Genomic DNA, 20,368 nt, shown 5'->3' with positions numbered 1-20,368 from the left:
CCCGTTTGCTACGACCGTCTCGTCAAAGGGAGACGGTCATGAGCCTCGACGGACGCTACGACGCCGACAACATCTTCGCCAAGATCATCCGGGGAGAGATCCCGTGCGTGAAGGTGTTCGAGGACGACCGGGTGCTGGCGTTCATGGACGTCTTTCCTCAATCGCGCGGCCACGCGCTGGTGATCTCCAAGGTCAGCCATGCCCGGAACCTGCTCGAGGCCGAGCCCTCCGTGGTGAATGAACTGGCCGCCGCGACCCAGAAGCTGACCCGCGCGGTGGCCGAGGCCCTGAAGCCGGACGGCGTGGTTGTCACCCAGTTCAACGGCGCTCCCGCCGGCCAGACCATCTTCCACCTGCACTTCCATGTGATCCCTCGTTACGAGGGAGAGGGACTGGGTCGCCATGGCGAGGGCGGCATGGCGAACATGGAAGAGCTGAAAGTGCTCGCGGCGAAGATCAGCGCGGCGCTGTAGGCTCAAACGAAAAGGGCCCGGATCGCTCCGGGCCCTTCGCGCGTCTGTCTTCGCGGCCTATTCGGCCATGGCCGGTTCGGCTTCGTCGGTCTTGCTGGCCTTCGGATCGGGGGTGCCCTCGATCTCGAAGCCGATCTTGCCGTTCTCGAGCACGACCTTGACGTGGCCGCCGCGGACCAGGCGTCCGAACAGAATGTCGTCCGCCAGGGGCTTCTTGATATGCTCCTGGATGACGCGGCCCAGCGGACGGGCGCCGTAGAGCTCGTCGAAGCCGTTCTTGGCCAGCCAGTCGGCCGCGTCGTCGGTCAGCGAGATCGTCACGTTCCGGTCGGCCAGCTGGGCCTCCATCTGCATGACGAACTTCTGCACGACCTGGCGGATGATCTCCGGCGTCAGCGACTTGAAGGCCACGACCGCATCGAGGCGGTTGCGGAATTCCGGCGTGAACAGGCGCTTGAGCGCGGCCTCTTCCTCGCCGACCACCTTGTCGCGACCAAAGCCGATGGACTGGCGTTGGGCGTCCGAGGCGCCGGCATTGGTGGTCATGATCAGGACCACGTTGCGGAAATCGACCTTCTTGCCGTTGGAGTCCGTGAGGACGCCGTGGTCCATGACCTGCAGCAGGATGTTGTAGACGTCCTGGTGAGCCTTCTCGATTTCGTCGAGCAGCACGACCGCGTGCGGGTGCTGGTCGACGGCGTCGGTCAGTTGGCCGCCCTGATCATAGCCGACATAGCCGGGAGGGGCGCCGATCAGGCGGCTCACGGTATGGCGTTCCATGTACTCCGACATGTCGAAGCGGATCATCTCGATGCCCAGGGTCTGGGCCAGCTGCTTGGCGGCTTCGGTCTTGCCGACGCCGGTGGGACCGCTGAACAGGAACGAGCCGATCGGCTTGTCCGCGTCGCGAAGACCTGCGCGGGCCAGCTTCATCGCCGAGGACAGCTGCATGATCGCATCGTCCTGGCCGAACACGGCGCGCTTCAGGTCCGTTTCCAGCTCCTTCAGCGCCTCGGTGTCCGACTTCGAAACCGACTTCGGCGGGATTCGGGCGATCTTGGCCACGACGGCCTCGATCTCCTTGACGCCCAGAACCTTCTTGCGGCGGCTTTCCGGCAGCAGCATCTGACCAGCGCCCGCCTCGTCGATCACGTCGATCGCCTTGTCGGGCAGCTTGCGGTCGGTGATGTACTTGGCCGACAGCTCCACCGCGACCTTCAAGGCCTCGGCGGTGTACTTCAGCTTGTGGAAGTCCTCGTAATAGGACTTCAGGCCCTTGAGGATCTTGATGGTGTCTTCCACCGTCGGCTCGTTCACGTCGATCTTCTGGAAGCGACGGACCAGGGCCCGATCCTTCTCGAAGTGCTGACGGAACTCCTTGTAGGTGGTCGAGCCCATGCAGCGCAGGGTGCCCGAGGCCAGAGCCGGCTTCAGCAGGTTGGAGGCGTCCATCGCCCCGCCGCTGGTCGCGCCGGCGCCGATCACGGTGTGGATCTCGTCGATGAACAGCACCGCGTTGGGGTGGTTCTCGAGTTCCTTGACCACCTGCTTGACGCGTTCCTCGAAGTCGCCGCGATAGCGGGTGCCGGCCAGCAGCGCGCCCATGTCCAGCGAGAAGATGGTGGCGCCTTCCAGGACCTCGGGGACCTGGTGCGTGACGATCTTGCGAGCCAGGCCCTCGGCGATGGCGGTCTTGCCGACGCCGGGGTCGCCGACGAGCAGCGGGTTGTTCTTGGTGCGGCGGCACAGGATCTGGATCGCGCGTTCCACTTCGTTCGCGCGGCCGATCAGGGGGTCGACCTTGCCCTGGCGGGCCTTTTCATTGAGGTCGACGCAATAGGCCTCAAGGGCCTCGCCGCCGGTCTTGGTGTTCGGCTTTTCGCCGTCCTCCTCGGTCGCGTTCGAGCCGGTGCTGGCGCCCTTGACGCTCTTGGCTTCCGAGGCGCCGGCCTTCTTGGCGATGCCATGGGCGATGAAGTTCACCGCGTCGTACCGCGTCATGTCCTGCTCCTGCAGGAAGTAGGCGGCATGGCTCTCGCGTTCGGAGAAGATGGCGACCAGCACGTTGGCGCCGGTGACTTCTTCGCGGCCGGACGACTGGACGTGGATCACCGCGCGCTGGATCACGCGCTGGAAGCCGGCGGTCGGCTTGGCGTCCTCGTCGTCGTCGACGACCAGCGAGGCCAGTTCGACGTCGAGATAGTTCGAGAGGCTCTTCTTCAGCGCGGCGAGGTCCACGTCGCACGCCCGCATAACGCCGGCGGCGTCCTCGTCATCGGTGAGGGAAAGCAGAAGATGCTCCAGCGTCGCGTACTCGTGCTTACGCTGGTTGGCGTAGGCGACGGCGCGATGCAGGGACTCTTCCAGGGGGCGCGAAAAAGAGGGCAAGGGGGGCTCCTCAGTCCTTTTCCATGGTGCACTGCAGGGGGTGCTGATGGCGTCGCGCCGAGTCGATGACCTGGGCGACCTTGGTTTCTGCGACTTCGTAAGTGTAGACACCGCACACACCCACGCCGTTCTGGTGGACATGCAACATGATGCGGGTCGCATCTTCGCGCGACTTATTGAAGAACCGTTCGAGCACGTAGACGACGAATTCCATCGGAGTGTAGTCGTCGTTGAGAATCAGAACTCGATAGAGCGAAGGCTTCTGTGTCTTCGGCTTCACTTCCGTGACGACCGACGACCCAGCGCCGTTGCTTTGTCCGCCTTGCTTCCGCTCGGCCATCGACTTGGTCTCTCCCGGCGGCAAATCACCCGCCTCAATGAATTAGATATGGAAACGCGACGGCATTGGAAGAGGCCGATGCGCCGCTGCGCCGCTTTAGCACAGGGGCGCCTCGGAAATCGGCTTCACGTTTGGGAGAGCGAAGACCGAGCGCGAACGGTTCCGGGGGCGAGAGGCCCAAATGGTGCGCGGTAGGGTGTCGCGCAAGAGGGGTGTTCGCGTGGGAATAGGCCCCGACCGAACGAATCGGGTAGAGCCGCTCAGCGTCGCCGGTTAGCGCCCGGGGAGGGTGTATTCGAGCTCGTAGTGATGCTTGCCCTCGACGACCGTGATGATCAGCCGGCCGGTGATGCCGGCCAACGCCCCCGCGCCGGAGTCCGGCACGATGTCGATGATCATGCTGACGTCCTTGCCGCGCATGGATCCGCGATGGACGAGGGCGAAGCTTCCCGTCTGGCCGTCCAGGGTTCCGACCACGCGCTCGGTGGCCACATAGGCGGCCGAGCCCGGAACCTCGGTCCCGACGGTCAGCATCTCGCCCTTCCCGGTGGCGTCCAGGGCGCCGTGATAGATTTTATCCAGGGAGAAGCGGCCCAGGGTCGAGCCCTGGCTCTTGTCCTGTTCGATCGGCTTGGTGCTGACGTCGAACAATCCCTTGGCGTGGCGCATGGCGGTCTCCCCGACGATAGGCGCCGTGGCGACGGGCGCCGCGATCGCGGTGGAGGCGACAGCCATCGCCGCCGCGACGGCGGGAACGATGATGCGCAGCGCGGCCATGGTGATGATCTCCCTCGAAGATGGAGATGAGAACATAACGAGAACTTTGCGTCAACGCCCCTTGAGCGCGCGTCCACTGACCACTGCGGCCGCGCCGAACTTGCCGCGCAGGGCGTCGATGGCGGTCTCGTTCTTCAGGGTGCGGCGCTCGTCGTCGGCGAACATGTCCGAATCGGCGGTCTCGGCATCGACGAATTCGGTCAGGCCCGCGCCGATCAAGCGATAGGACAGGCCCTTAGGCTCCGCGGCCAGCAGTTCGCGCGCCACCTGGAACAGGGTGCGGGCCGTCTGGGTCGGCACGGCCAGGGTGCGGCGGCGGGTGTGGATCTTGAAGTCCGGTGTGCGCAGCTTCAGCGTCGCCACCCGGCCGGCGACGCCTTCCTTGCGGGCCTGTTTGGCGACCTTCTCGCACAGCGGCCAGAGTTCGTCCTCCAGGTCCCCGCGCTTGTGCAGGTCGTCGTTGAAGGTGGTCTCGGAGCTGATCGTCTTACGCGACTGGTCGGGATCGACCATGCGACTGTCCTGGCCGTGCGCCAGGCGGTGCAGGCGCAGGCCGCCCGACCCCAGGCGGTTGGCCAGCAGCTTCAGGTCGGCGGCGGCGATGTCACCCACCGTGCGCAGGCCGATGTCGGCGAGGCTGGAGACGGTGGCTGGGCCCACGCCCGGCAGGATGCTGACCGGCTTGCTCGCGAGGAAGGTCTGGGCCTCGGTCGCCCCGATCGCGGAAAAGCCGCGCGGCTTGTCCAGTTCCGAGGCGATCTTGGCCAGGAACTTGTTGGGGGCCAGGCCGATGGAGACGGTCAGGCCGATGTCGCGTTCGATCTCGGCCTGCAGGCGGGCCAGCATTACCGCCGGCGTCGCGCCGTGCAGGCGCTCGGTGCCGGTCAGGTCGATCCACGCCTCGTCGAGCGACAGCGGCTGGATCAGCGGCGTCAGCTTGTCGAGCTTCTCGTGGATCCGCCGGCTCTCCTCCTTGTACTTGGCGAAGTTGGGCTTGATGACCACGGCCTGCGGACACAGCTTCAGGGCCTTGTACATCGGCATGGCCGAGCGGGGGCCGCTCATGCGGGCGATGTAGCAGGCGGTGGTCACCACACCCCGCTTGCCGCCGCCGACGATCACCGGCTTGTCGCGCAGGGATGGATCGTCGCGCTTCTCTACCGAGGCGTAGAAGGCGTCGCAGTCCAGGTGGGCGATCGAGAGCGTCCCGAGTTCCTCGTGAAAGAGCGTGCGCGGCGAGGCGCAGGACGGGCAGCGCGCGGCCTTGGCCTCGCCCGTCCATCCGCAGTCGCGGCACAGGGACTTCATCGGAGCGCTCTTAGGACTCTGGTGGCCACAGCCAGACCGCGCCGCGTACGCCGGAGCTGTCGCCGTGCCTGGCCTTGCGAACGGGTGTCTCGAACACGTCGGAGAAGACATGGGGGGCGATGGCGGCCGGTAGACGAGCGTATAGCGCCTCGACGTTCGACATGCCGCCGCCCAGAACGATCACATCGGGATCGATCAGGTCGCAGACCACGGCGAAGCCACGGCCCAGGCGGTCGATATAGCGATCCAGCGCCGCCAGGGCCGCCGCGTCGCCGGCCTCGACGGCGTCCATGGTCGCCTGGCCGGTCGCGAAGCCGGCGTCCTTCGAGAAGGCCGGACCGGCGATCCAGGTTTCCAGGCAGCCGCTCCGACCGCACCAGCAATCGTGGCCGGGATACTCCTCGGGCCGAGGCCAGGGCAGGGGAGAGTGCCCCCACTCGCCGCCGACCCCGTTGTGGCCCTCGACGATCTTGCCGTCGACCACCACCCCGCCGCCGCAACCGGTGCCGAGGATGGCGGCGAAGACCACGCCTTCTCCGGCTCCCGCGCCGTCCGCGGCCTCGGACAGAGCCAGGCAGTTGGCGTCGTTGGCCAAGCGCACGGGACGGGCCAGGCGCTTTTCCAGGTCCTCGCCGAACCGCTGGCCGTTCAGATAGACACTGTTGGCGTTGCGGATGAGGCCTGTTCGGGGCGAGATCGAGCCGGGGATGCCCATGCCGAGCTTGGCGCAGGTCGCGCCCGCCATGGCCTCGGCGTCGGCGACGAGGCCGGCCACGACATCCAAGGCCGCCTCATAGCTTCCGGGATTGGGTTTGCGCACCCGCGCCACGAACTCGCCGGCCTCATTGAGCGCGGCGGCCTCGATCTTGGTGCCGCCGAAATCGACGCCGAAACGGATCATGAAAAGAGGCGCTCCTGGATGGCGATCTTCAGCCCATCCCACTCGTCGATGCGAAGGTGGCGATCGGGGGCGGACGGGGCGAACGGGCGCAGGCGCTCGTCGCTGACCATCTGGAACCGCCCGACGGCCGGCGCCTTTTCGGCCACCGATTCCAGCTGTGGCAAAAGGTCGTCGATGAAGACGGCCGGTCCAGAGGTGCGGGCCGAAAGCTCAGCCGCCGGCGGGCCCTTGGGGCCGCTGTTGATGATCAGCGGATAGTCGAAGCCGTGAGTTTTCAACCATTTGATGCGCGCGAGACGCCCGTGCTCGGGCGCGTTCGTCAGGATGACCACCTCGGCGCGGGTCGAAAGGTCGGCCAGAGCGTCAGCGGCGCCGACCGCCGGAATCAGGTCATCGGCCCCATCGCGGAAGAAATCGTCGAACAGGGCCTTGCCCGCGATCAGATCGAGGTGTTCCGTTTCACCGGGGCGATAGATGTTTTGGAACAAGGCGAAGCGATCGATCCTCAGCTCGAAGCCATGGCGCTCGATGAAGGCGCCGAAGCCGCGCATGAACTGGGCCAGGACCTCGTCGACGTCGACGATGACCAGCGGCGCGGCGGGCGAGATGGCGCAGGCCTGGAGGTCGGACAAACGCGGTTCCATGAGTTCGGATCGTTGGGTCTTAACGCGATTAGCGCGGGCTTAAGGATATTCGTGGCATCTGGTTCTGGAAGACGGCGCGAATCCCTAGGCGTCGCCACGTGACCTTTTGGTCGGGGTAAGGATGACGAAGAAGGTCCTCATCGTGGAGGATAACGAGCTGAACATGAAGCTCTTTCATGATCTGCTCGAAGCCCAGGGTTACGAGACCCTGCAGACCCGTGAGGGTCTGTCTGCGCTGTCTATTGCCCGTGACAACAAGCCCGATCTGATTCTGATGGATATCCAGCTGCCCGAGATCTCGGGGCTGGAAGTCACCAAGTGGCTCAAGGAAGACGACGAGCTGGCTCACATCCCGGTGGTGGCCGTGACGGCCTTCGCCATGAAGGGCGATGAGGAGCGTATCCGCGAGGGCGGCTGCGAGGCCTACATCTCCAAGCCGATCTCGGTGGTCCACTTCCTCGACACCATCAAGCGGCTCCTGGACAAGGTCCCGGTCGCATGAGCGCGCGCATCCTCGTCGTCGACGACATCGAGGCCAATGTCCGCCTGCTCGAGGCCAAGCTGACGGCTGAGTATTACGAGGTCTCCAGCGCCATGGACGGGCCGACCGCCCTGGCCATGGCCGCCCGCGACCTGCCCGACATCATCCTGCTGGACGTCATGATGCCCGGCATGGACGGCTTCACCGTCTGCCGCAAGCTCAAGGAAGACCCGATCACTCGCCACATCCCCGTGGTGCTGATCACGGCCCTCGACGGCCGCGCTGATCGCATCCAGGGCCTGGAATCGGGCGCCTCGGACTTCCTGACCAAGCCCATCGACGACGTCATGCTGTTCGCTCGCGTGCGCAGCCTGACCCGCTTCAAGCTCGTCATCGACGAACTGCGCCAGCGCGAGGCCTCGGGCCGCCGCATGGGCGTGATCGCGGGCGCGGCCGCTCGCCTTGACGGCCTGGGCGGTCGGGTGCTGATCGTCGACGACAACGAACGCCAGGCCCAGCGCATCGCCGCCGAGCTGGGCGTCGAGCATCGCCCGGTCATCGAGAGCGACCCCGAGAAGGCCAAGATCAGCGCCAGTGGTCCGGTCGACCTGGTCATCGTCAACGGCGCGGCCAAGGGCTTCGATGGCCTGCGCTTCACCGCGACCCTGCGGTCCGAAGAGCGCACGCGTCAGCTGCCTGTCCTGGCCATGGTCGATCCCGATGATCGCAACCGCATGGTCAAGGCGCTGGAAATCGGGGTGAACGACATCCTGCCGCGTCCGGTGGACCCGCAAGAGCTGTCGGCTCGGGTCAAGACCCAGATCCAGCGCAAGCGCTACACCGACTATCTGCGAAACAACCTCGATCACAGCCTGGAACTGGCCGTCACCGACCAGCTCACGGGCCTGCATAACCGTCGCTACATGACTGGCCAACTCGACTCGCTGGTCAAGCGCGCGGCCATGGGCGGCGAGCCGGTCTCGGCCCTGCTGATCGACATCGATTTCTTCAAGAAGATCAACGACACCTTTGGACACGACATCGGCGACGAGGTGCTGCGCGAATTCGCCCTGCGCCTGGCCTCCAACGTCCGGGCCATCGACCTGCCTTGCCGCTACGGCGGTGAGGAGTTCGTGGTGATCATGCCCGACACCGCCCTGGCCGACGCCCTGCGCATCGCCGAGCGGATCCGCAACCACGTCTCGGGCTCGCCCTTCCGGGTGGCCCAGGGCAAGGAAATGCTGACGGTCACGATCTCGATCGGCGTCTCGGCCACGGCCGGCGAGCACGACACCCCCGAAGCCCTGCTCAAGCGGGCCGATGAGGGCGTCTACCAGGCCAAGGCCTCGGGCCGGAACGCGGTGGTCGGCAAGGCCGCCTAGGCCTTTCCAGCTTCGATATTTGTGGATTGGCGGAGCGCTCGCGCCCTGTGCATCCTCGACGACAGAAACCGGTGTCATGACCGGTCGAGTTCGTTGGGGAGTGTCCGCCGATGTCCGCCAATCGTCGCGCCGTCTTGGCCATCGCCGGCCTTGGAGCCCTGGCCGCCGCGTCTCCAGCAAGCGCCGCACAAGCCAAGCCCACCAAACCCGTCCAACCCGCCAAGCCGGCGTTGCGCGTCGATCCGCGTGACTTCGGCGCGGTTGGCGACGGCGTGGCCAAGGACACCGGCGCAATCCAGTTGGCCCTGGACCGTTGCGCCGTCCTCGGCGGCGGCGAGGTCGTGCTGGGCGCGGGAACCTGGCTGGTCGGGGCCATTCGCATCGGCTCGAACACCACCTTGCGGCTGGACGAGGGAGCCACCCTGCAGGGTTCGCCGGACCTGACCGACTATCCCGTCGTCCAGGTGCGCTGGGAGGGGCGCTGGATTCCCGGCTATATCGGCCTCGTCTGGGGCCAGGGCGCGCGAAATGTCGCCATCGCCGGCAAGGGGCGCATCGTCGCTTCCAAGACGATCAAGGGGCGGGTCCAGAAGGAGACGGGTCTGCGCCATCCGGCTCTGCTGGAGTTCGTCGACGTCCAGAACCTCGCCGTCACCGACGTGCGGACCGAGCAGAACGACATGTGGTCGATCCACCCGGTCTATTGTGACGACGTGGTCTTCCGGGGCGTCGAGGTGCGAGGCGGCGCCGACGGCATCGATGTCGACTCCTGCCGCCGCGTGCTGATCGACCGCTGCGATTTCGACACGGTCGATGACTGCATCTCGCTGAAATCAGGTCGGGGCATGGAAGGTAACGTGCTGGCGCGGCCGACCGAGGACGTGGTCATCACCGACTGCGTGTTCCGCGATCATCGCTGGGCCTGTATCGGCATCGGCAGCGAGACCTCGGGCGGCATCCGCCGGGTGCGGGTCGAGCGTTGCCGGATGCTCGCGGCCTATACCTTCGCCGTCTACATCAAGAGCCGGCCGGGGCGCGGGGCGTTCATCGAGGACATCGTCATGCGCGACCTGGAAGTCTCCGGAGCCCGGAATGGCTTCCTCCGCCTGAACTTCCTGGACAGCGGCAAACAGGACCAATTCCCGGTCGCCGGCCTCGACGGCATCCCAACGGTCCGCAACTTCACCTTCGAGCGGATCAAGGTCACCGACGTCCCGGTGCTGGTCGAGGCGGTGAACATTCATCCCGACAAGCCGCTCGACGGCTTCACGCTAAAGGACATCACGGGAACGGCCGGGAAGGGGATGAGCCTGGCCAACATGCGCAACGTCACGCTGAAGAACGTCGATGTGGCTATCGCCGAGGGGGCGAAGCTTGCGGTCAGCAACGTCACTGGCCGTGGCCTGGACGGTGCGACGGCGCTGAAGCCGACGGAGCGCCCCGCGCCGGTGGCGGCGACCGAGCCGCCGTATCGGCTTGGGATGACCAGCGGCAAGCCAAACTAGGCTTCATTTCAACGCTGAAACCCTTCCTTCCTTGCACGGAGCACCCGTTCGGGCGAAATCGCTTCGGATGAAGAAGATGCTTACCTGCGGCGTCCTCGCCGCCGCCTTTTCGTCCGCGTTTGTCGCCCAGGCGTCCACGATCTCGGTCAAGCCGGATCCGAAACTGGTCGTGGTCATCTCGATCGACCAGTTCAGCGCCAATCTCTACGCCCAGCACCGGCCGGAATATGTTGGCGGGCTCGGCACGCTGAGCCAGGGGATCGTCTATCCGAACGGCTACCAGTCGCACGCCTTCACCGAGACGTGCCCGGGCCACTCGACCCTGCTGACGGGCAAACATCCCAACAAGACCGGCATCAGCGCCAACGACTGGTACGACAAGGCCACGGGCAAGCAGGTCTACTGTCTGGCCGACGCCAGCGTCACCCTGGCCGACGACCCGAAGGGCAGGGCGGTCAGCGCCGCCAACATGGTCGCCACCACCTATGGCGACTGGCTGAAGGCCGTCTCACCGACCAGCCGTGTGTTCGGCGTGGCCGGCAAGGACCGCGGCGCGATCACCATGTCGGGCCATAACGCCGACGGACAGTTCTGGTACCAGCCGGGCTTCGGCTTCACGACCTTCGTGCGGGAGGGACAGATGGCGGAAGCCCGCCTGAAGCCCGTCGCGGCGGTCAACGCCAAGCTGGCGGCGGACCTGAAGAAGCATCCGTTCGTCTGGAACTACGCCCCGGCCTCGGCCAAGCGCTGCAAGGCGCTGGAGACCGACTACGAGACCGGCGGCCGCAAGTGGCGCGCCGCCCTGCCGATCGCCCCCGTGACCAGCGAGGCCGACCAGCGCCGTGACCTCTATGCCAGCCCCTATACCGACCAGGCGACCCTGGAACTGGCCCAGAACCTGCGCGAAACCTACGGCCTGGGCGACGGGCCGCAGGTCGACGTGCTGACGATCAGCCTGTCGGCCACCGACTTCATCGGCCACCGCTACGGCACGCGCGGCCCAGAGATGTGCGATCAGATCGCCCGTCTCGACGACCGTCTGGGCGTGTTCCTGAAGAGCCTCGACAAGGTGAAGGGCGGCGTCCTGGTCGTCCTGGCCGCCGACCATGGCGGCGGCGACTTCGCCGAGCGCCTGCACGACGAGGGCTACGGCACCGAGCGCGTGATCGGCAAGGCGTGGCTGGCCAAGCTGAACGCCCAGCTGCGCGCCGATCTGGGCCTGACCTGGGACCCGCTCGTCGCCGATGGCGGCATCGACCAGCTGTATGTCGTCGGTTCCGATCGCAAGACGCCCTCGATCGTCGACCGCGCTCGTATCGCCGCCGCGACCCTGGCCCTGGTCAAGCGCGACACGGCGGTGGCCGAGGCCGTCGACGGCAACGCCGTTCTGACCCTGGAGCCCGCGCCGGCCGACGCCTCGCCCGAGGAGCTGTCGGTGGCCGAACGCATGCGCCGTAGCGCCTATCCGGGCCGCGTCGGCGACATCCTGGTCGCCTTCAAGCCGTATCGCGTACCGGCGACCCCAGGCGCGACCTATGTCTCGACCCATGGCAGCCCCTGGGACTACGACCGCCGCGTGCCGATCCTGTTCTGGTGGAAGGGTTCGACCCCGCACGAACGAATCCTGCCGCTCGACACCGTCGACATCGCCCCGACCATCGCCGCCGTCACGGGCGTCAAGCCGCCGGCCGATGTCGATGGGGTGTGTCGCCCGCTGGTCTACGGCCAGCATTGCTAACGAGGGTTAGGGCGGCTTCTTAAGCTTTGATGCACGTATGGCGCGCACTCTCTGCATACATCCGATGCGCAGGGGGCGTGGTGATGCGTGCGAGAACCAGGGTCAAGAAGCGTCCATTCCCGGCCGGCTGGCTCCTATTGGGCCTTCTGGCGTGCGGAGTGCTGTTCTGGTGGGGCGCGCAAGCGGCACCTTCGAGTTTGGGGAACGCGTCCGACCCCGTGTCGGTCATCGCCGTCCTCAGCGCCTTCGCCGCCGTTTGCGTCGGGCCCGTGCTGCTGATCGTCACCGTGCTGTGGGGTAGTGTCGCCTTCTTCCGCTGGTTCTGGATCGGCGGGCGGGAGTGACTGCCTAGGTCCCCCGAACGGGCGGCCAACCCATCCCGGAATCAAAAACGCCCGGCTATCGCTAGCCGGGCGTTTTAGTGTCGTAGCGCGTAAAGCGATCTTACTTGATCTTGCCTTCGCGGAATTCGACGTGCTTGCGGATGACCGGGTCGTACTTCTTCAGCACCATCTTTTCGGTCTTGGTGCGGGCGTTCTTCTTGGTGACGTAGAAGAAGCCGGTGTCCGCCGTCGAATTCAGGCGGATCTTGATGGAAGCCGGTTTGGCCATAGTCGAATCCCTGCGGTGGTCGCGCAGGTTCCCGCGCGTTGGAAATGAGAGGCGCGGAACATACTCATCGGCAGCTCAAAGTCAATTGCCGGAAGTCAGTTACCGGCGGGGCAACGCTTGTACGGAAAATCCGCCGAACGGGCCTGGCCGTTGATCGAGCCCTCGATCCTGGCCGCCAGGGTCTCTTTGTCGACGAGGCGATAGCGGATGCGCTGGGGAAAGTCGTGCTCGGGCGCCTCGAAGACCGCTGAGTCGGCGGCGACCTCCTTCAGCGGGAAGGTCGTTTCGGCCTGGCCCGAGGGAATCACCACATAGCGCAGCTTGCCGTCATCGCCCGGGACGATGCGCATGAACTCGTATTCGCGCAGCTTGCCGTCGCGGACCGTGCGGCTCATGCCCACCATCGCGCCGCCGGCCGGGGCGAACCACTGCTCCTCGACCTTGGCCCCGTTGGCGCGGGTGAACGTCCAGCAGCCGGCCATGAAGCCCAGCTTGTCGATGTCGGTCGACGGCGGGGCGGGTGTCGCGGCCAGGGCCAAGGCCAGGATCGAGGCGATCATCGGCGGCTCCCGCTAGAGATGCGTCAGATGACGCTTGCCGTTCAGGAAGCGCATGAAGGGCGCCGGGCGTCCAGTCTCCGCGAGCCGTTGGCCTACCTCGTGAAGCACGAAGCGCGTGATGTTTGGCAGGTCCAAGGCCATGGCCTCCTTGAAGTCGACCCAGGCGATCTCGTCCAATTCGCCGCAATCGGGGCGGCGATCCAGGGACAGCAGCGCCTCCGCCGGCGCCATGAAGAAGCGGGCGTCGAAGCGGCGGGGGCGATAGGGCGGGGTGATGGCCCGGGCCACGAAGGCGAGCGGCGCCAAGTCAGGTAGGGCGCCCTGGGCCAGGAAGGGGCGCCAGGGGCCCGCGGCGGGGCGGTCCGGGGCCTCCTTGGCCAGGAGCAGGCCTGTCTCCTCGAAGGTCTCTCGCACGGCCGCCAGGGCCAGGGCGCGGGCCAGGCGAGCGGGGCGGGGGTGGCGAGCCTCCAGCGACAGTCGCGCGGCGACCTCGGGCGCGAGTTCGCTGGCGCTGGGGGCGTCGTAGTCGGTGCGGTCGACCCGGCCGCCGGGAAACACCCACTTGTCGGGCATGAAGGCGTGGCCGCCGTTGCGCCGGCCCATCAGCAGGCGCGGTTCCGGACCGTCGGTGCGGGCGATGATCACGGTCGCCGCGTGCCGGGGCTTCAGCGCCGCGCCGGTCTCGCGCACGGCGCCGTCGTTGATCGTGTCGAATTTCGCGTCAATCGGCGGCAGGGACATGGGAGCAGGTTAGACCCGTATGCACGCTTGCATAGGGCTACGCGGCGTCAAACGGGGGAGGCGCTTGACCCTCCGCCACGACGCATCCCAAGCTCGCGCCGCATTTGTGAGGGGCTCTCCATGATCGTACGGATTTCGACGCTGGCGCTGGCGCTGGCCGCCGGCCTGGCCTTGGGCGCGCCGGCCCTGAACTCGCGAGCCATGGCCGCGCCCGCCCCGACCAAGATCGAGGCGGCGGTCAAGGCCGTCCAGCCGAAGGTCATCGCCTGGCGGCGCGACATCCACGAGCATCCTGAACTGGGCAACCAGGAGGTCCGTACCTCGGCCCTGATCGCCAAGGAGCTGAAGGCCCTGGGCTTCGAGGTCCGCGAGAACGTCGGCAAGACCGGCGTGGTCGGGATCCTGAAGGGCGGCAAGCCCGGCAAGGTCGTCGCCCTGCGCGCCGACATGGACGCCCTGCCGGTCGAGGAGAAGACCGGCCTGCCGTTCGCCTCCAAGGTCAAGGCGACCTGGGAAGGCAAGACCGTGCCGGTCATGCACGCCTGCGGTCACGACACCCATGTGGCCATGCTGCTGGGGACCGCCACGGTGCTGGCCGGCATGAAGGCCGACATCAAGGGTACGGTCGTCCTGATCTTCCAGCCCGCGGAAGAAGGCCCGCAGGCCGGCGAGGAAGGCGGCGCCAAGCTGATGATCCGCGACGGCGCTCTGGACCAGCCCAAGGTCGACGCGATCTTCGGCCTGCACATCGGCCCGGGCGACGCGCACCTGCTGAACTATCGTCCCGAGGGCTTCTATGCCGGCTCGGACCGCCTCACGATCACGGTGAAAGGCAAGCAGACCCACGGCGCGAGGCCCTGGGCCGGGATCGACATGGCCAGCATCGCCGCCGACATCGTCCAGGCCACCAACCAGATCGCGGCCCGCCAGGTCGACGTCGGCGTCCAGCCCTCGGTCGTCACCATCGCCATGATCAACATGGGCATGCGCCAGAACATCATCCCCGAGGACCTGTCGATGCAGGGGACGATGCGGACCTATTCGCCCGAGCGTAAGGCTCAGCTGATCGACAAAATCACCAGCAGCGTCACCGCCATCGCCGACCGTTACGGCGCCAAGGCCGAGGTGGCGTTCACCCAGCCCTATCCGGTGACCTACAACAATCCTGAACTGTCCAAGTGGGTGAAGGCGTCCCTGCTCAAGGCCTCGCCGGGCAAGGTCGACGACAACGCCGCCCTGGTGACCGGGGCCGAGGACTTTTCGATGTACGCCCAGAAGGTCCCGGGCGTGTTCGTCCAGCTGGGCGGACGCAAGGCGGACGTGCCCGCCGCCACCGCGCCGGCCAACCACTCGCCGTTCTTCGATGTCGACGAGGCGGTGTTCGAGACCGGCGTGAAGGCCGAGGTCTTCATGGCGCTGGATTATCTGGAGAAGAAGTAGGGGCGACCGAACCTCTCCTCCCCCTTTGGGGGAGGTGGCCCGGAGGGCCGGAGGGGGCAGCTCGGCGTTGGCGGTGCTGCCCCCTCAGTCGCTCCGCGACAGCTCCCCCAGCGGGGGAGCATCTATACCCGCGTCGCCGCCGCCCGCGCCTCGAACCACGGTGTGATCCGCTTCAGCGCCTCCTCGACCTCCGCCGTCGAGACCGCGAAGCTGAAACGGATGAAGTGGTGGCCCTCGACTGGGTCGAAGTCGACACCCGGCGCGGTCGCCACGCCGGTGTCCTTCAGAAGCTGCTGGCAAAAGCCCAACGAGTCGTCGGTCAGGTGGCCGATGTCGGCCCAGATGTAGAAGGCCCCGTCCGGCGGAGCGATCTTGCGCAGGCCCAGGGCCGGCAGGGCGTCCAGCATCAGCTGGCGGTTGGCGCGGTAGACGTCGATGTGGGCTTCCAGCTCGTCGATGCAGTCCATGGCCGCCAGGCCGGCGTGCTGCGAGAGCGACGGCGCGGTCAGGAACAGGTTGCCGACATAGGCCCGCGCCCGCTCCAGGTCCTCACCCTTCGGCGCCAGCAGCCAGCCCAGCCGCCACCCGGCCATGCTGAAGTACTTGCTGAAGCTGTTGACGATCAGGGCGTCGGGCGCGAACTCCAGCATCGAGGGCGTGCGGCCCGCATAGCTGAGGCCGTGATAGATCTCGTCGCTGATGATGCGGATGCCGCGCTCGCGGCAGACCTGGGCGATGGCCTCCAGTTCCTCGGGCGCGATGATCGTGCCGGTCGGATTGGCCGGACTGGCGACGATGACGCCGGCCGGGGCGGGATCGAGCTCGGCCAGGTGCTTGGCGGTCAGCTGGAAACGATCCTCCGGCCCCGCCGCGATCTCGACGGGTTCGAGGTGCAGAGCCTTCAGGCTGTTGCGGTAGGCCACATAGCCGGGGCGGGCCAGGGCGATGCGGTCGCCGGGTGTGAACACGCTGGACAGGGCCAGCACCAGGGCCGGTGAAGCGCCACAGGTCAGGATGATCCGCTCGGGCTCGACCACGACGCCGTAGAGGGTGTGGTAGCGCGCGGCGATCCGTTCGCGCAGCAGCGGACTTTCCCAATAGCCCATGGCCTCTGCGTCGAGGATCTCGTGGGCCTTGGCCAGCGCCTTGCTCGGCGCGCCGGTCGACGGCTGGCCGAACTCCATGTGAATGATGGAGCGGCCCTCGGCCTTCAACTGGTGGGCCAGGCGGCTGATGGCGATGGCGTGAAAGGGTTCGAGCTCGGCGCGCATGATCGTTGCTTAGCCAGGTTTGACGCGCCGCGCATCCCGCATGAGAAGAGGGACATGCGTTTCCTCACCCTCGCCCTTGCTCTGGCTTTCGCCACGCCCGCGTTGGCCCAGACCGCCCTGCCGCTGAACATCGGCGGCCGCGTCGTTCCTGCTCCGGCCGGCGCCTACGACTTCGGCTGGCCGGGCGTCTATTTCGAGGGTCGCTTCACCGGTCCCTCGGTCGAGGTGGCGGTCGACACGGGCGCGGACCATCTCGCGATCAGCATCGACGGAGCGCGCAAGGCTGAGCTGACCAAGTCCGGCGAGACGCGCCTGGCGATCGACGACCTTGGCCCCGGCGAGCATGTCGTGCGCCTGGACAAGCTGACGGAGAGCCAGATGGGCTCGGCGCGGTTCGAAGGCTTCTTTGTCGGGCCGAAGGGCAGGGCGCTCCCGGCGCAGACCCGGCCGCGCCGCATCGAGTTCATTGGCGACTCTCACACGGTCGGCTATGGCGTCCGCTCGACCAGCCGAGATTGCACCGAGCAACAGGTTCACGATCTCACCGACACCAGCCAAGCCTTCGGTCCGATCCTGGCCGCCCGGCTCGACGCCGACTACCGCATCGTCGCCTTTTCGGGGCGAGGCGTGGTGCGGAACTACAACGGCGTCGCGCCGGGCCAGCCGCTGCCGGCGCTGTTTCCGCGCTTGATCCCGGGCCAGGACCGGCCCCGCGTCACGTCGAGCGATCCGTGGAGGCCGGACGTGGTGGTGATCGGTCTCGGTACGAACGACTTCTCGACGCCGCTGCATGCCGGCGAGGCTTGGGCCGACGAGGCGGGGCTACGCGCCGCCTATCGCGAGGCCTATGTCGCCTTCGTCCAAGATCTGAAGGCGAGCCGTCCTGGCGCGCGCGTCTTCCTGATCGCCGGGGATACGTTCGCGGACGATGTGGGCGACGTCGCCGGCCGCGCGGGCGCGACAGCGGTGCGGATCACCGGCATGGATCGCGGCGCCTGCCACTGGCACCCCTCGGCCGCCGATCAACGGATGACGGCCGATCGGCTGGAAGCGGCTATCCGGGCGAACTAGCGCCGCTTGCCGCGCCGTACGCCCTTGGGCAGACCGCCGCGCGGCTTCACCGCCGCCTGGCGACGCGCACCGAGCCGCGGGCGCGGGGCGTTCGGATCCGGCGCGACGGGATCGCTGAGCATCTCGAACAGCAGGCCGCCGGTCACGGGCGTGGCCTCGACCAGCTTGACCTCGACGCTCATGCCCAGCGGCCAGCGCTTGCCGGTCCGCTCGCCGACCAGGGCGTGCATCCTGTCGTCGTGGACGAAGAATTCCGCGCCCAAGGTCGAGACGGGCACGAGGCCGTCGGCGCCGGTGTCGGCCAGCTTGATGAACAGGCCAAAGCGGGTGACCCCGGTGATCCGGCCCGCGAACGTCGCGCCCACGCGGTCGGCCAGGAAGGCGGCGATGTAGCGGTCGGTGGCGTCGCGCTCGGCGGCCATGGCCCTGCGCTCGGCGTGGGTGATGACCTCGGCCGTGTCCTTGATCTGGGAAATGTCCTGGTCGGTGAGGCCGTCCATGCCCAGGCCCAGGGCCCGGATCAGGCCCCGGTGGACGATCAGGTCGGCATAGCGGCGGATCGGGCTGGTGAAGTGGGCGTACTTGGCCAGGTTCAGGCCGAAATGGCCGATGTTGTCGGCGCTGTAGTGGGCCTGCATCTGGGTGCGCAGGACCACCTCGTTGATGATCGTCGCATTGGGACCTTCGCGGGTCTCGTCCAGCAGCTTGTTGAAGCGCGCGGTCTGCGGGGCCTGGCCCTTGTCCCAGCGGATTTCCAGCGTCTGCAGGAAGTCTGCGAGGTTCTGCACCTTCTCCAGGCTGGGCGTGTCGTGGACCCGATAGATCAGGGGCGAGCGCTTGGCCTCGAGGCTCTCGGCGGCGCAGACATTGGCCTGCACCATCATCTCCTCGATCAGCTTGTGGGCTTCCAGGCTGGGGCGCTTGGTGATCGAGAGGATTTCGCCCTCTCGGATGATGATGCGGCGCTCGTCGCTCTCGATGGCGAGCGGAGACCGCGCGTCGCGGCCGATCTTCATCGTGCGATAGGCTTCCCACAGCGGCTGCAGGATCGGCTCCAGCAGCGGGCCGCTCTTGTCGTCGGGCTGGCCGTCGATGGCGGACTGAGCCTGCTCATAGCTGAGCTTGGCGGCCGAGCGCATCAGGCCGCGCACGAACTTGTGGCCCTTCTTGCGGCCCGACTTGTCGAACACCATCCGCACGGCCAGCGTGGCGCGGTTCTCGCTCTCACGCAGCGAGCACAGGCCGTTCGACAGGGTCTCGGGAAGCATCGGCTCCACCCGGTCGGGGAAGTAGACGCTGTTGCCCTTCTCGCGGGCGTCGCGGTCCAGGGCCGAGCCGGGGCGGACATAGGCGGCTACATCGGCGATGGCCACCCAGACCACCCAGCCGCCCTTATTGGTCTCGTCCTCGTCGGGATGGGCGTAGACGGCGTCGTCGTGGTCGCGGGCGTCCACCGGGTCGATCGTCACGAACGGCAGGTCGCGCAGGTCCTCGCGGCCCGCCAGGGTCGGCTCGACGGCGGCCTTGGCCTCTTCCTCGGCCGCTTCCGAGAAGCCGGTCGGGATGCCGTGGCTGTGGATGGCGATCAGCGAGGCCGCGCGCGGGTCGTTCTCGTTGCCGACCACTTCCAGCACCTTGCCGGGCTTGGGACCGTAGCGGCCGCCGTGCGTGCCGACTTGGGCGACAACCAGGTCGCCGTCCTTGAGGTCGTGGGCGACGCTGGGGTCGAGGAGCAGGACATCCTTGGACTTGCGATCGACCGGCTCAACGCGGATCTCGCGGCGCTGCTTGCGGATCACGCCGAGGATCTTGTGGGCGCTCTGGCCCAGGCGCTTGATCAGGCGCGCCTCGACCTCGCCGGTCTCCAGGCGCTCGAAGCGGACCAGGAGGCGGTCGCCCATGCCCGGCGCGCCGCCGGCGGCCTCGCCCTTGCCGGGCGCGAGGCGAACGTTTGGCACATCGTCGTCGGACTTGGTCAGCTTCACATAGAGCTCGCCATCGGCGTCGCGCTCGACCACGTCGGCGACCCCGACAGGAGGAAAGGAGCCGGCCTCGGCGAAACCCTTGCGGCCGCGCTTGGCCAGGGCGCCTTGCGCCTCGAGCTCGCGGATCATTTCGCGCAGGGCGCGGCGGTCCGCGCCCTTCAGGCCAAAGTGGCGGGCGATGTCGGCCTTGCCGGTCTCACCAGCGTCCCGCAGGAACGCCAGCAGCGTCTCGCGGTCGGGCAGACCCGCGGCGGGCTTGGGCTTGAAGGTCTTGCTCTTGGCGCTCTGGGGCGGGCGAATTTTGGCCATGCCTTGCCTTACCCCGATCGAGGGGCGGATGGCCAAAGGAAACGCGCGGAACCTAGTACAGGTCCTCGATCGAGCGCGGGGGCGGAGGCTCGACCGGCTTGGGCGCGGCTTCCTGCGGCGGCGCCTGGGCGGCCACGGGCGGCGCCTGGATGATCGGCGGCGGAGCTTCTTGCTCGACGGTCTGGACCTCGACGGCCTTGGGCTTGGGAGCCTCCACCGGCGGGGGTTCGTAGGCGAGCGCGGGGGCGGCGTCCTTGACGGGCACGCCCGAGATCTCGGCCAGCGGGGCCTTCGACAATTCGGGGCCGCCGCGATCCAGCTTCATCGCATTGGTCACGCCCATGGCGAAGCCGCCCACGCAGCACAGGATCAGCGCGGACACCACGACATGCAGGGGCAGGGGACGTTCCAGCGTCGTCATGCTCGAAGTCTACTCCTGTCC

20 protein-coding genes are annotated in these 20,368 nt (G+C 67.3%); 8 read left to right on the top strand and 12 right to left on the bottom strand.

Annotated elements, in window-relative coordinates:
- Nucleotides 1-38 precede the first annotated feature (38 nt).
- A complete protein-coding gene (locus AC1RRV_RS13390; RefSeq protein WP_492860154.1) occupies nt 39-473 on the top strand; it encodes an HIT family protein in 435 nt (144 codons plus the stop codon).
- A gap of 57 nt (nt 474-530) precedes the next feature.
- On the opposite strand, the gene clpA is transcribed toward AC1RRV_RS13390, so the two are convergent.
- The 6 genes from clpA to AC1RRV_RS13360 form a co-directional block, all read right to left on the bottom strand.
- Entirely contained in the window at nt 531-2,861 is a 2,331-nt protein-coding gene (gene clpA, locus AC1RRV_RS13385) for an ATP-dependent Clp protease ATP-binding subunit ClpA (protein WP_492860153.1), read from the bottom strand.
- Between the two features lie 10 nt (nt 2,862-2,871).
- Nucleotides 2,872-3,201 (bottom strand): ATP-dependent Clp protease adapter ClpS, encoded by a 330-nt coding sequence (gene clpS, locus AC1RRV_RS13380; RefSeq protein WP_013079900.1) that lies wholly within the window; start codon nt 3,199-3,201, stop codon nt 2,872-2,874.
- A 273-nt stretch (nt 3,202-3,474) separates the two neighbouring features.
- Nucleotides 3,475-3,978 (bottom strand): DUF3224 domain-containing protein, encoded by a 504-nt coding sequence (locus tag AC1RRV_RS13375; RefSeq protein WP_492860152.1) that lies wholly within the window; start codon nt 3,976-3,978, stop codon nt 3,475-3,477.
- Nucleotides 3,979-4,029: 51 nt separating this feature from the next.
- Nucleotides 4,030-5,286 (bottom strand): DNA polymerase IV, encoded by a 1,257-nt coding sequence (locus AC1RRV_RS13370; protein WP_492860151.1) that lies wholly within the window; start codon nt 5,284-5,286, stop codon nt 4,030-4,032.
- Nucleotides 5,287-5,296: 10 nt separating this feature from the next.
- A complete protein-coding gene (locus AC1RRV_RS13365) occupies nt 5,297-6,187 on the bottom strand; it encodes an ROK family protein (protein WP_492860150.1) in 891 nt (296 codons plus the stop codon).
- A complete protein-coding gene (locus AC1RRV_RS13360) occupies nt 6,184-6,831 on the bottom strand; it encodes a hypothetical protein (protein WP_492860149.1) in 648 nt (215 codons plus the stop codon). Before AC1RRV_RS13360 ends, AC1RRV_RS13365 begins: the two co-directional genes overlap by 4 nt.
- Before the next feature lie 121 nt (nt 6,832-6,952).
- Here AC1RRV_RS13360 and divK point away from each other — a divergent pair, with 121 nt between their 5' ends.
- From divK to AC1RRV_RS13335, 5 genes are all read left to right on the top strand, one after another.
- Complete coding sequence (gene divK / locus AC1RRV_RS13355; protein ID WP_125159340.1) at nt 6,953-7,333, top strand: cell-cycle response regulator DivK; 381 nt, start codon at nt 6,953-6,955, stop codon at nt 7,331-7,333.
- On the top strand, nt 7,330-8,694 hold the full coding sequence (locus tag AC1RRV_RS13350; RefSeq protein WP_492860148.1) for a PleD family two-component system response regulator: 1,365 nt from the start codon (nt 7,330-7,332) through the stop codon (nt 8,692-8,694). The genes divK and AC1RRV_RS13350 overlap by 4 nt, the downstream gene beginning before the upstream one ends.
- Nucleotides 8,695-8,804: 110 nt before the next feature.
- Nucleotides 8,805-10,199 carry a glycoside hydrolase family 28 protein gene (locus AC1RRV_RS13345; protein ID WP_492860147.1) on the top strand — a complete coding sequence of 465 codons (1,395 nt, stop codon included), beginning with the start codon at nt 8,805-8,807 and terminating at the stop codon, nt 10,197-10,199.
- Between the two features lie 76 nt (nt 10,200-10,275).
- Entirely contained in the window at nt 10,276-11,937 is a 1,662-nt protein-coding gene (gene phoY / locus AC1RRV_RS13340; protein WP_492860511.1) for an alkaline phosphatase PhoY, read from the top strand.
- A 218-nt stretch (nt 11,938-12,155) separates the two neighbouring features.
- Nucleotides 12,156-12,281 carry a hypothetical protein gene (locus tag AC1RRV_RS13335; protein ID WP_492860146.1) on the top strand — a complete coding sequence of 42 codons (126 nt, stop codon included), beginning with the start codon at nt 12,156-12,158 and terminating at the stop codon, nt 12,279-12,281.
- Between the two features lie 100 nt (nt 12,282-12,381).
- Here AC1RRV_RS13335 and rpmG read toward each other — a convergent pair whose 3' ends face one another.
- The 3 genes from rpmG to AC1RRV_RS13320 form a co-directional block, all read right to left on the bottom strand.
- Nucleotides 12,382-12,549 (bottom strand): 50S ribosomal protein L33, encoded by a 168-nt coding sequence (gene rpmG / locus AC1RRV_RS13330; protein WP_010920317.1) that lies wholly within the window; start codon nt 12,547-12,549, stop codon nt 12,382-12,384.
- Nucleotides 12,550-12,644: 95 nt separating this feature from the next.
- Nucleotides 12,645-13,109 carry a DUF6265 family protein gene (locus tag AC1RRV_RS13325; RefSeq protein ID WP_492860145.1) on the bottom strand — a complete coding sequence of 155 codons (465 nt, stop codon included), beginning with the start codon at nt 13,107-13,109 and terminating at the stop codon, nt 12,645-12,647.
- Nucleotides 13,110-13,121: 12 nt separating this feature from the next.
- Nucleotides 13,122-13,850: an NUDIX hydrolase gene (locus AC1RRV_RS13320; RefSeq protein ID WP_492860144.1), complete on the bottom strand. Its 729-nt coding sequence runs from the start codon at nt 13,848-13,850 to the stop codon at nt 13,122-13,124.
- Between the two features lie 120 nt (nt 13,851-13,970).
- Here AC1RRV_RS13320 and AC1RRV_RS13315 point away from each other — a divergent pair, with 120 nt between their 5' ends.
- Nucleotides 13,971-15,290 carry an amidohydrolase gene (locus AC1RRV_RS13315; protein WP_492860143.1) on the top strand — a complete coding sequence of 440 codons (1,320 nt, stop codon included), beginning with the start codon at nt 13,971-13,973 and terminating at the stop codon, nt 15,288-15,290.
- A 122-nt stretch (nt 15,291-15,412) separates the two neighbouring features.
- On the opposite strand, the gene AC1RRV_RS13310 is transcribed toward AC1RRV_RS13315, so the two are convergent.
- Nucleotides 15,413-16,561: a pyridoxal phosphate-dependent aminotransferase gene (locus tag AC1RRV_RS13310; protein ID WP_492860142.1), complete on the bottom strand. Its 1,149-nt coding sequence runs from the start codon at nt 16,559-16,561 to the stop codon at nt 15,413-15,415.
- Nucleotides 16,562-16,615: 54 nt separating this feature from the next.
- Here AC1RRV_RS13310 and AC1RRV_RS13305 point away from each other — a divergent pair, with 54 nt between their 5' ends.
- Nucleotides 16,616-17,632 (top strand): SGNH/GDSL hydrolase family protein, encoded by a 1,017-nt coding sequence (locus tag AC1RRV_RS13305; protein ID WP_492860141.1) that lies wholly within the window; start codon nt 16,616-16,618, stop codon nt 17,630-17,632.
- Here the strand turns inward: AC1RRV_RS13305 and rnr are convergent.
- Nucleotides 17,629-19,926, bottom strand: coding sequence for a ribonuclease R (rnr, locus tag AC1RRV_RS13300; RefSeq protein WP_492860140.1), 2,298 nt, complete (start codon nt 19,924-19,926; stop codon nt 17,629-17,631). The two genes, AC1RRV_RS13305 and rnr, sit on opposite strands and share 4 nt — an antisense overlap.
- A 52-nt stretch (nt 19,927-19,978) precedes the next feature.
- Complete coding sequence (locus tag AC1RRV_RS13295) at nt 19,979-20,347, bottom strand: hypothetical protein (protein WP_492860139.1); 369 nt, start codon at nt 20,345-20,347, stop codon at nt 19,979-19,981.
- Between the last annotated feature and the right edge of the window lie 21 nt (nt 20,348-20,368).

The organism is Caulobacter sp. GW821-FHT11E10, from assembly GCF_058808375.1.
Note: the sequence above shows the minus strand (reverse complement) of the source record. Positions and strands in the feature narration are given on the sequence as shown.

What these genes read in the sequence shown, in the direction of transcription:
- AC1RRV_RS13390 (WP_492860154.1), top strand. Translation starts at nt 39, where the DNA reads ATGAGCCTCGACGGACGCTACGACGCCGACAACATCTTCGCCAAGATC.
- clpS (WP_013079900.1), bottom strand. Translation starts at nt 3,201, where the DNA reads ATGGCCGAGCGGAAGCAAGGCGGACAAAGCAACGGCGCTGGGTCGTCG.
- AC1RRV_RS13375 (WP_492860152.1), bottom strand. Translation starts at nt 3,978, where the DNA reads ATGGCCGCGCTGCGCATCATCGTTCCCGCCGTCGCGGCGGCGATGGCT.
- AC1RRV_RS13370 (WP_492860151.1), bottom strand. Translation starts at nt 5,286, where the DNA reads ATGAAGTCCCTGTGCCGCGACTGCGGATGGACGGGCGAGGCCAAGGCC.
- AC1RRV_RS13365 (WP_492860150.1), bottom strand. Translation starts at nt 6,187, where the DNA reads ATGATCCGTTTCGGCGTCGATTTCGGCGGCACCAAGATCGAGGCCGCC.
- AC1RRV_RS13360 (WP_492860149.1), bottom strand. Translation starts at nt 6,831, where the DNA reads ATGGAACCGCGTTTGTCCGACCTCCAGGCCTGCGCCATCTCGCCCGCC.
- divK (WP_125159340.1), top strand. Translation starts at nt 6,953, where the DNA reads ATGACGAAGAAGGTCCTCATCGTGGAGGATAACGAGCTGAACATGAAG.
- AC1RRV_RS13350 (WP_492860148.1), top strand. Translation starts at nt 7,330, where the DNA reads ATGAGCGCGCGCATCCTCGTCGTCGACGACATCGAGGCCAATGTCCGC.
- AC1RRV_RS13345 (WP_492860147.1), top strand. Translation starts at nt 8,805, where the DNA reads ATGTCCGCCAATCGTCGCGCCGTCTTGGCCATCGCCGGCCTTGGAGCC.
- phoY (WP_492860511.1), top strand. Translation starts at nt 10,276, where the DNA reads ATGCTTACCTGCGGCGTCCTCGCCGCCGCCTTTTCGTCCGCGTTTGTC.
- rpmG (WP_010920317.1), bottom strand. Translation starts at nt 12,549, where the DNA reads ATGGCCAAACCGGCTTCCATCAAGATCCGCCTGAATTCGACGGCGGAC.
- AC1RRV_RS13325 (WP_492860145.1), bottom strand. Translation starts at nt 13,109, where the DNA reads ATGATCGCCTCGATCCTGGCCTTGGCCCTGGCCGCGACACCCGCCCCG.
- AC1RRV_RS13320 (WP_492860144.1), bottom strand. Translation starts at nt 13,850, where the DNA reads ATGTCCCTGCCGCCGATTGACGCGAAATTCGACACGATCAACGACGGC.
- AC1RRV_RS13315 (WP_492860143.1), top strand. Translation starts at nt 13,971, where the DNA reads ATGATCGTACGGATTTCGACGCTGGCGCTGGCGCTGGCCGCCGGCCTG.
- AC1RRV_RS13310 (WP_492860142.1), bottom strand. Translation starts at nt 16,561, where the DNA reads ATGCGCGCCGAGCTCGAACCCTTTCACGCCATCGCCATCAGCCGCCTG.
- AC1RRV_RS13305 (WP_492860141.1), top strand. Translation starts at nt 16,616, where the DNA reads ATGCGTTTCCTCACCCTCGCCCTTGCTCTGGCTTTCGCCACGCCCGCG.
- rnr (WP_492860140.1), bottom strand. Translation starts at nt 19,926, where the DNA reads ATGGCCAAAATTCGCCCGCCCCAGAGCGCCAAGAGCAAGACCTTCAAG.
- AC1RRV_RS13295 (WP_492860139.1), bottom strand. Translation starts at nt 20,347, where the DNA reads ATGACGACGCTGGAACGTCCCCTGCCCCTGCATGTCGTGGTGTCCGCG.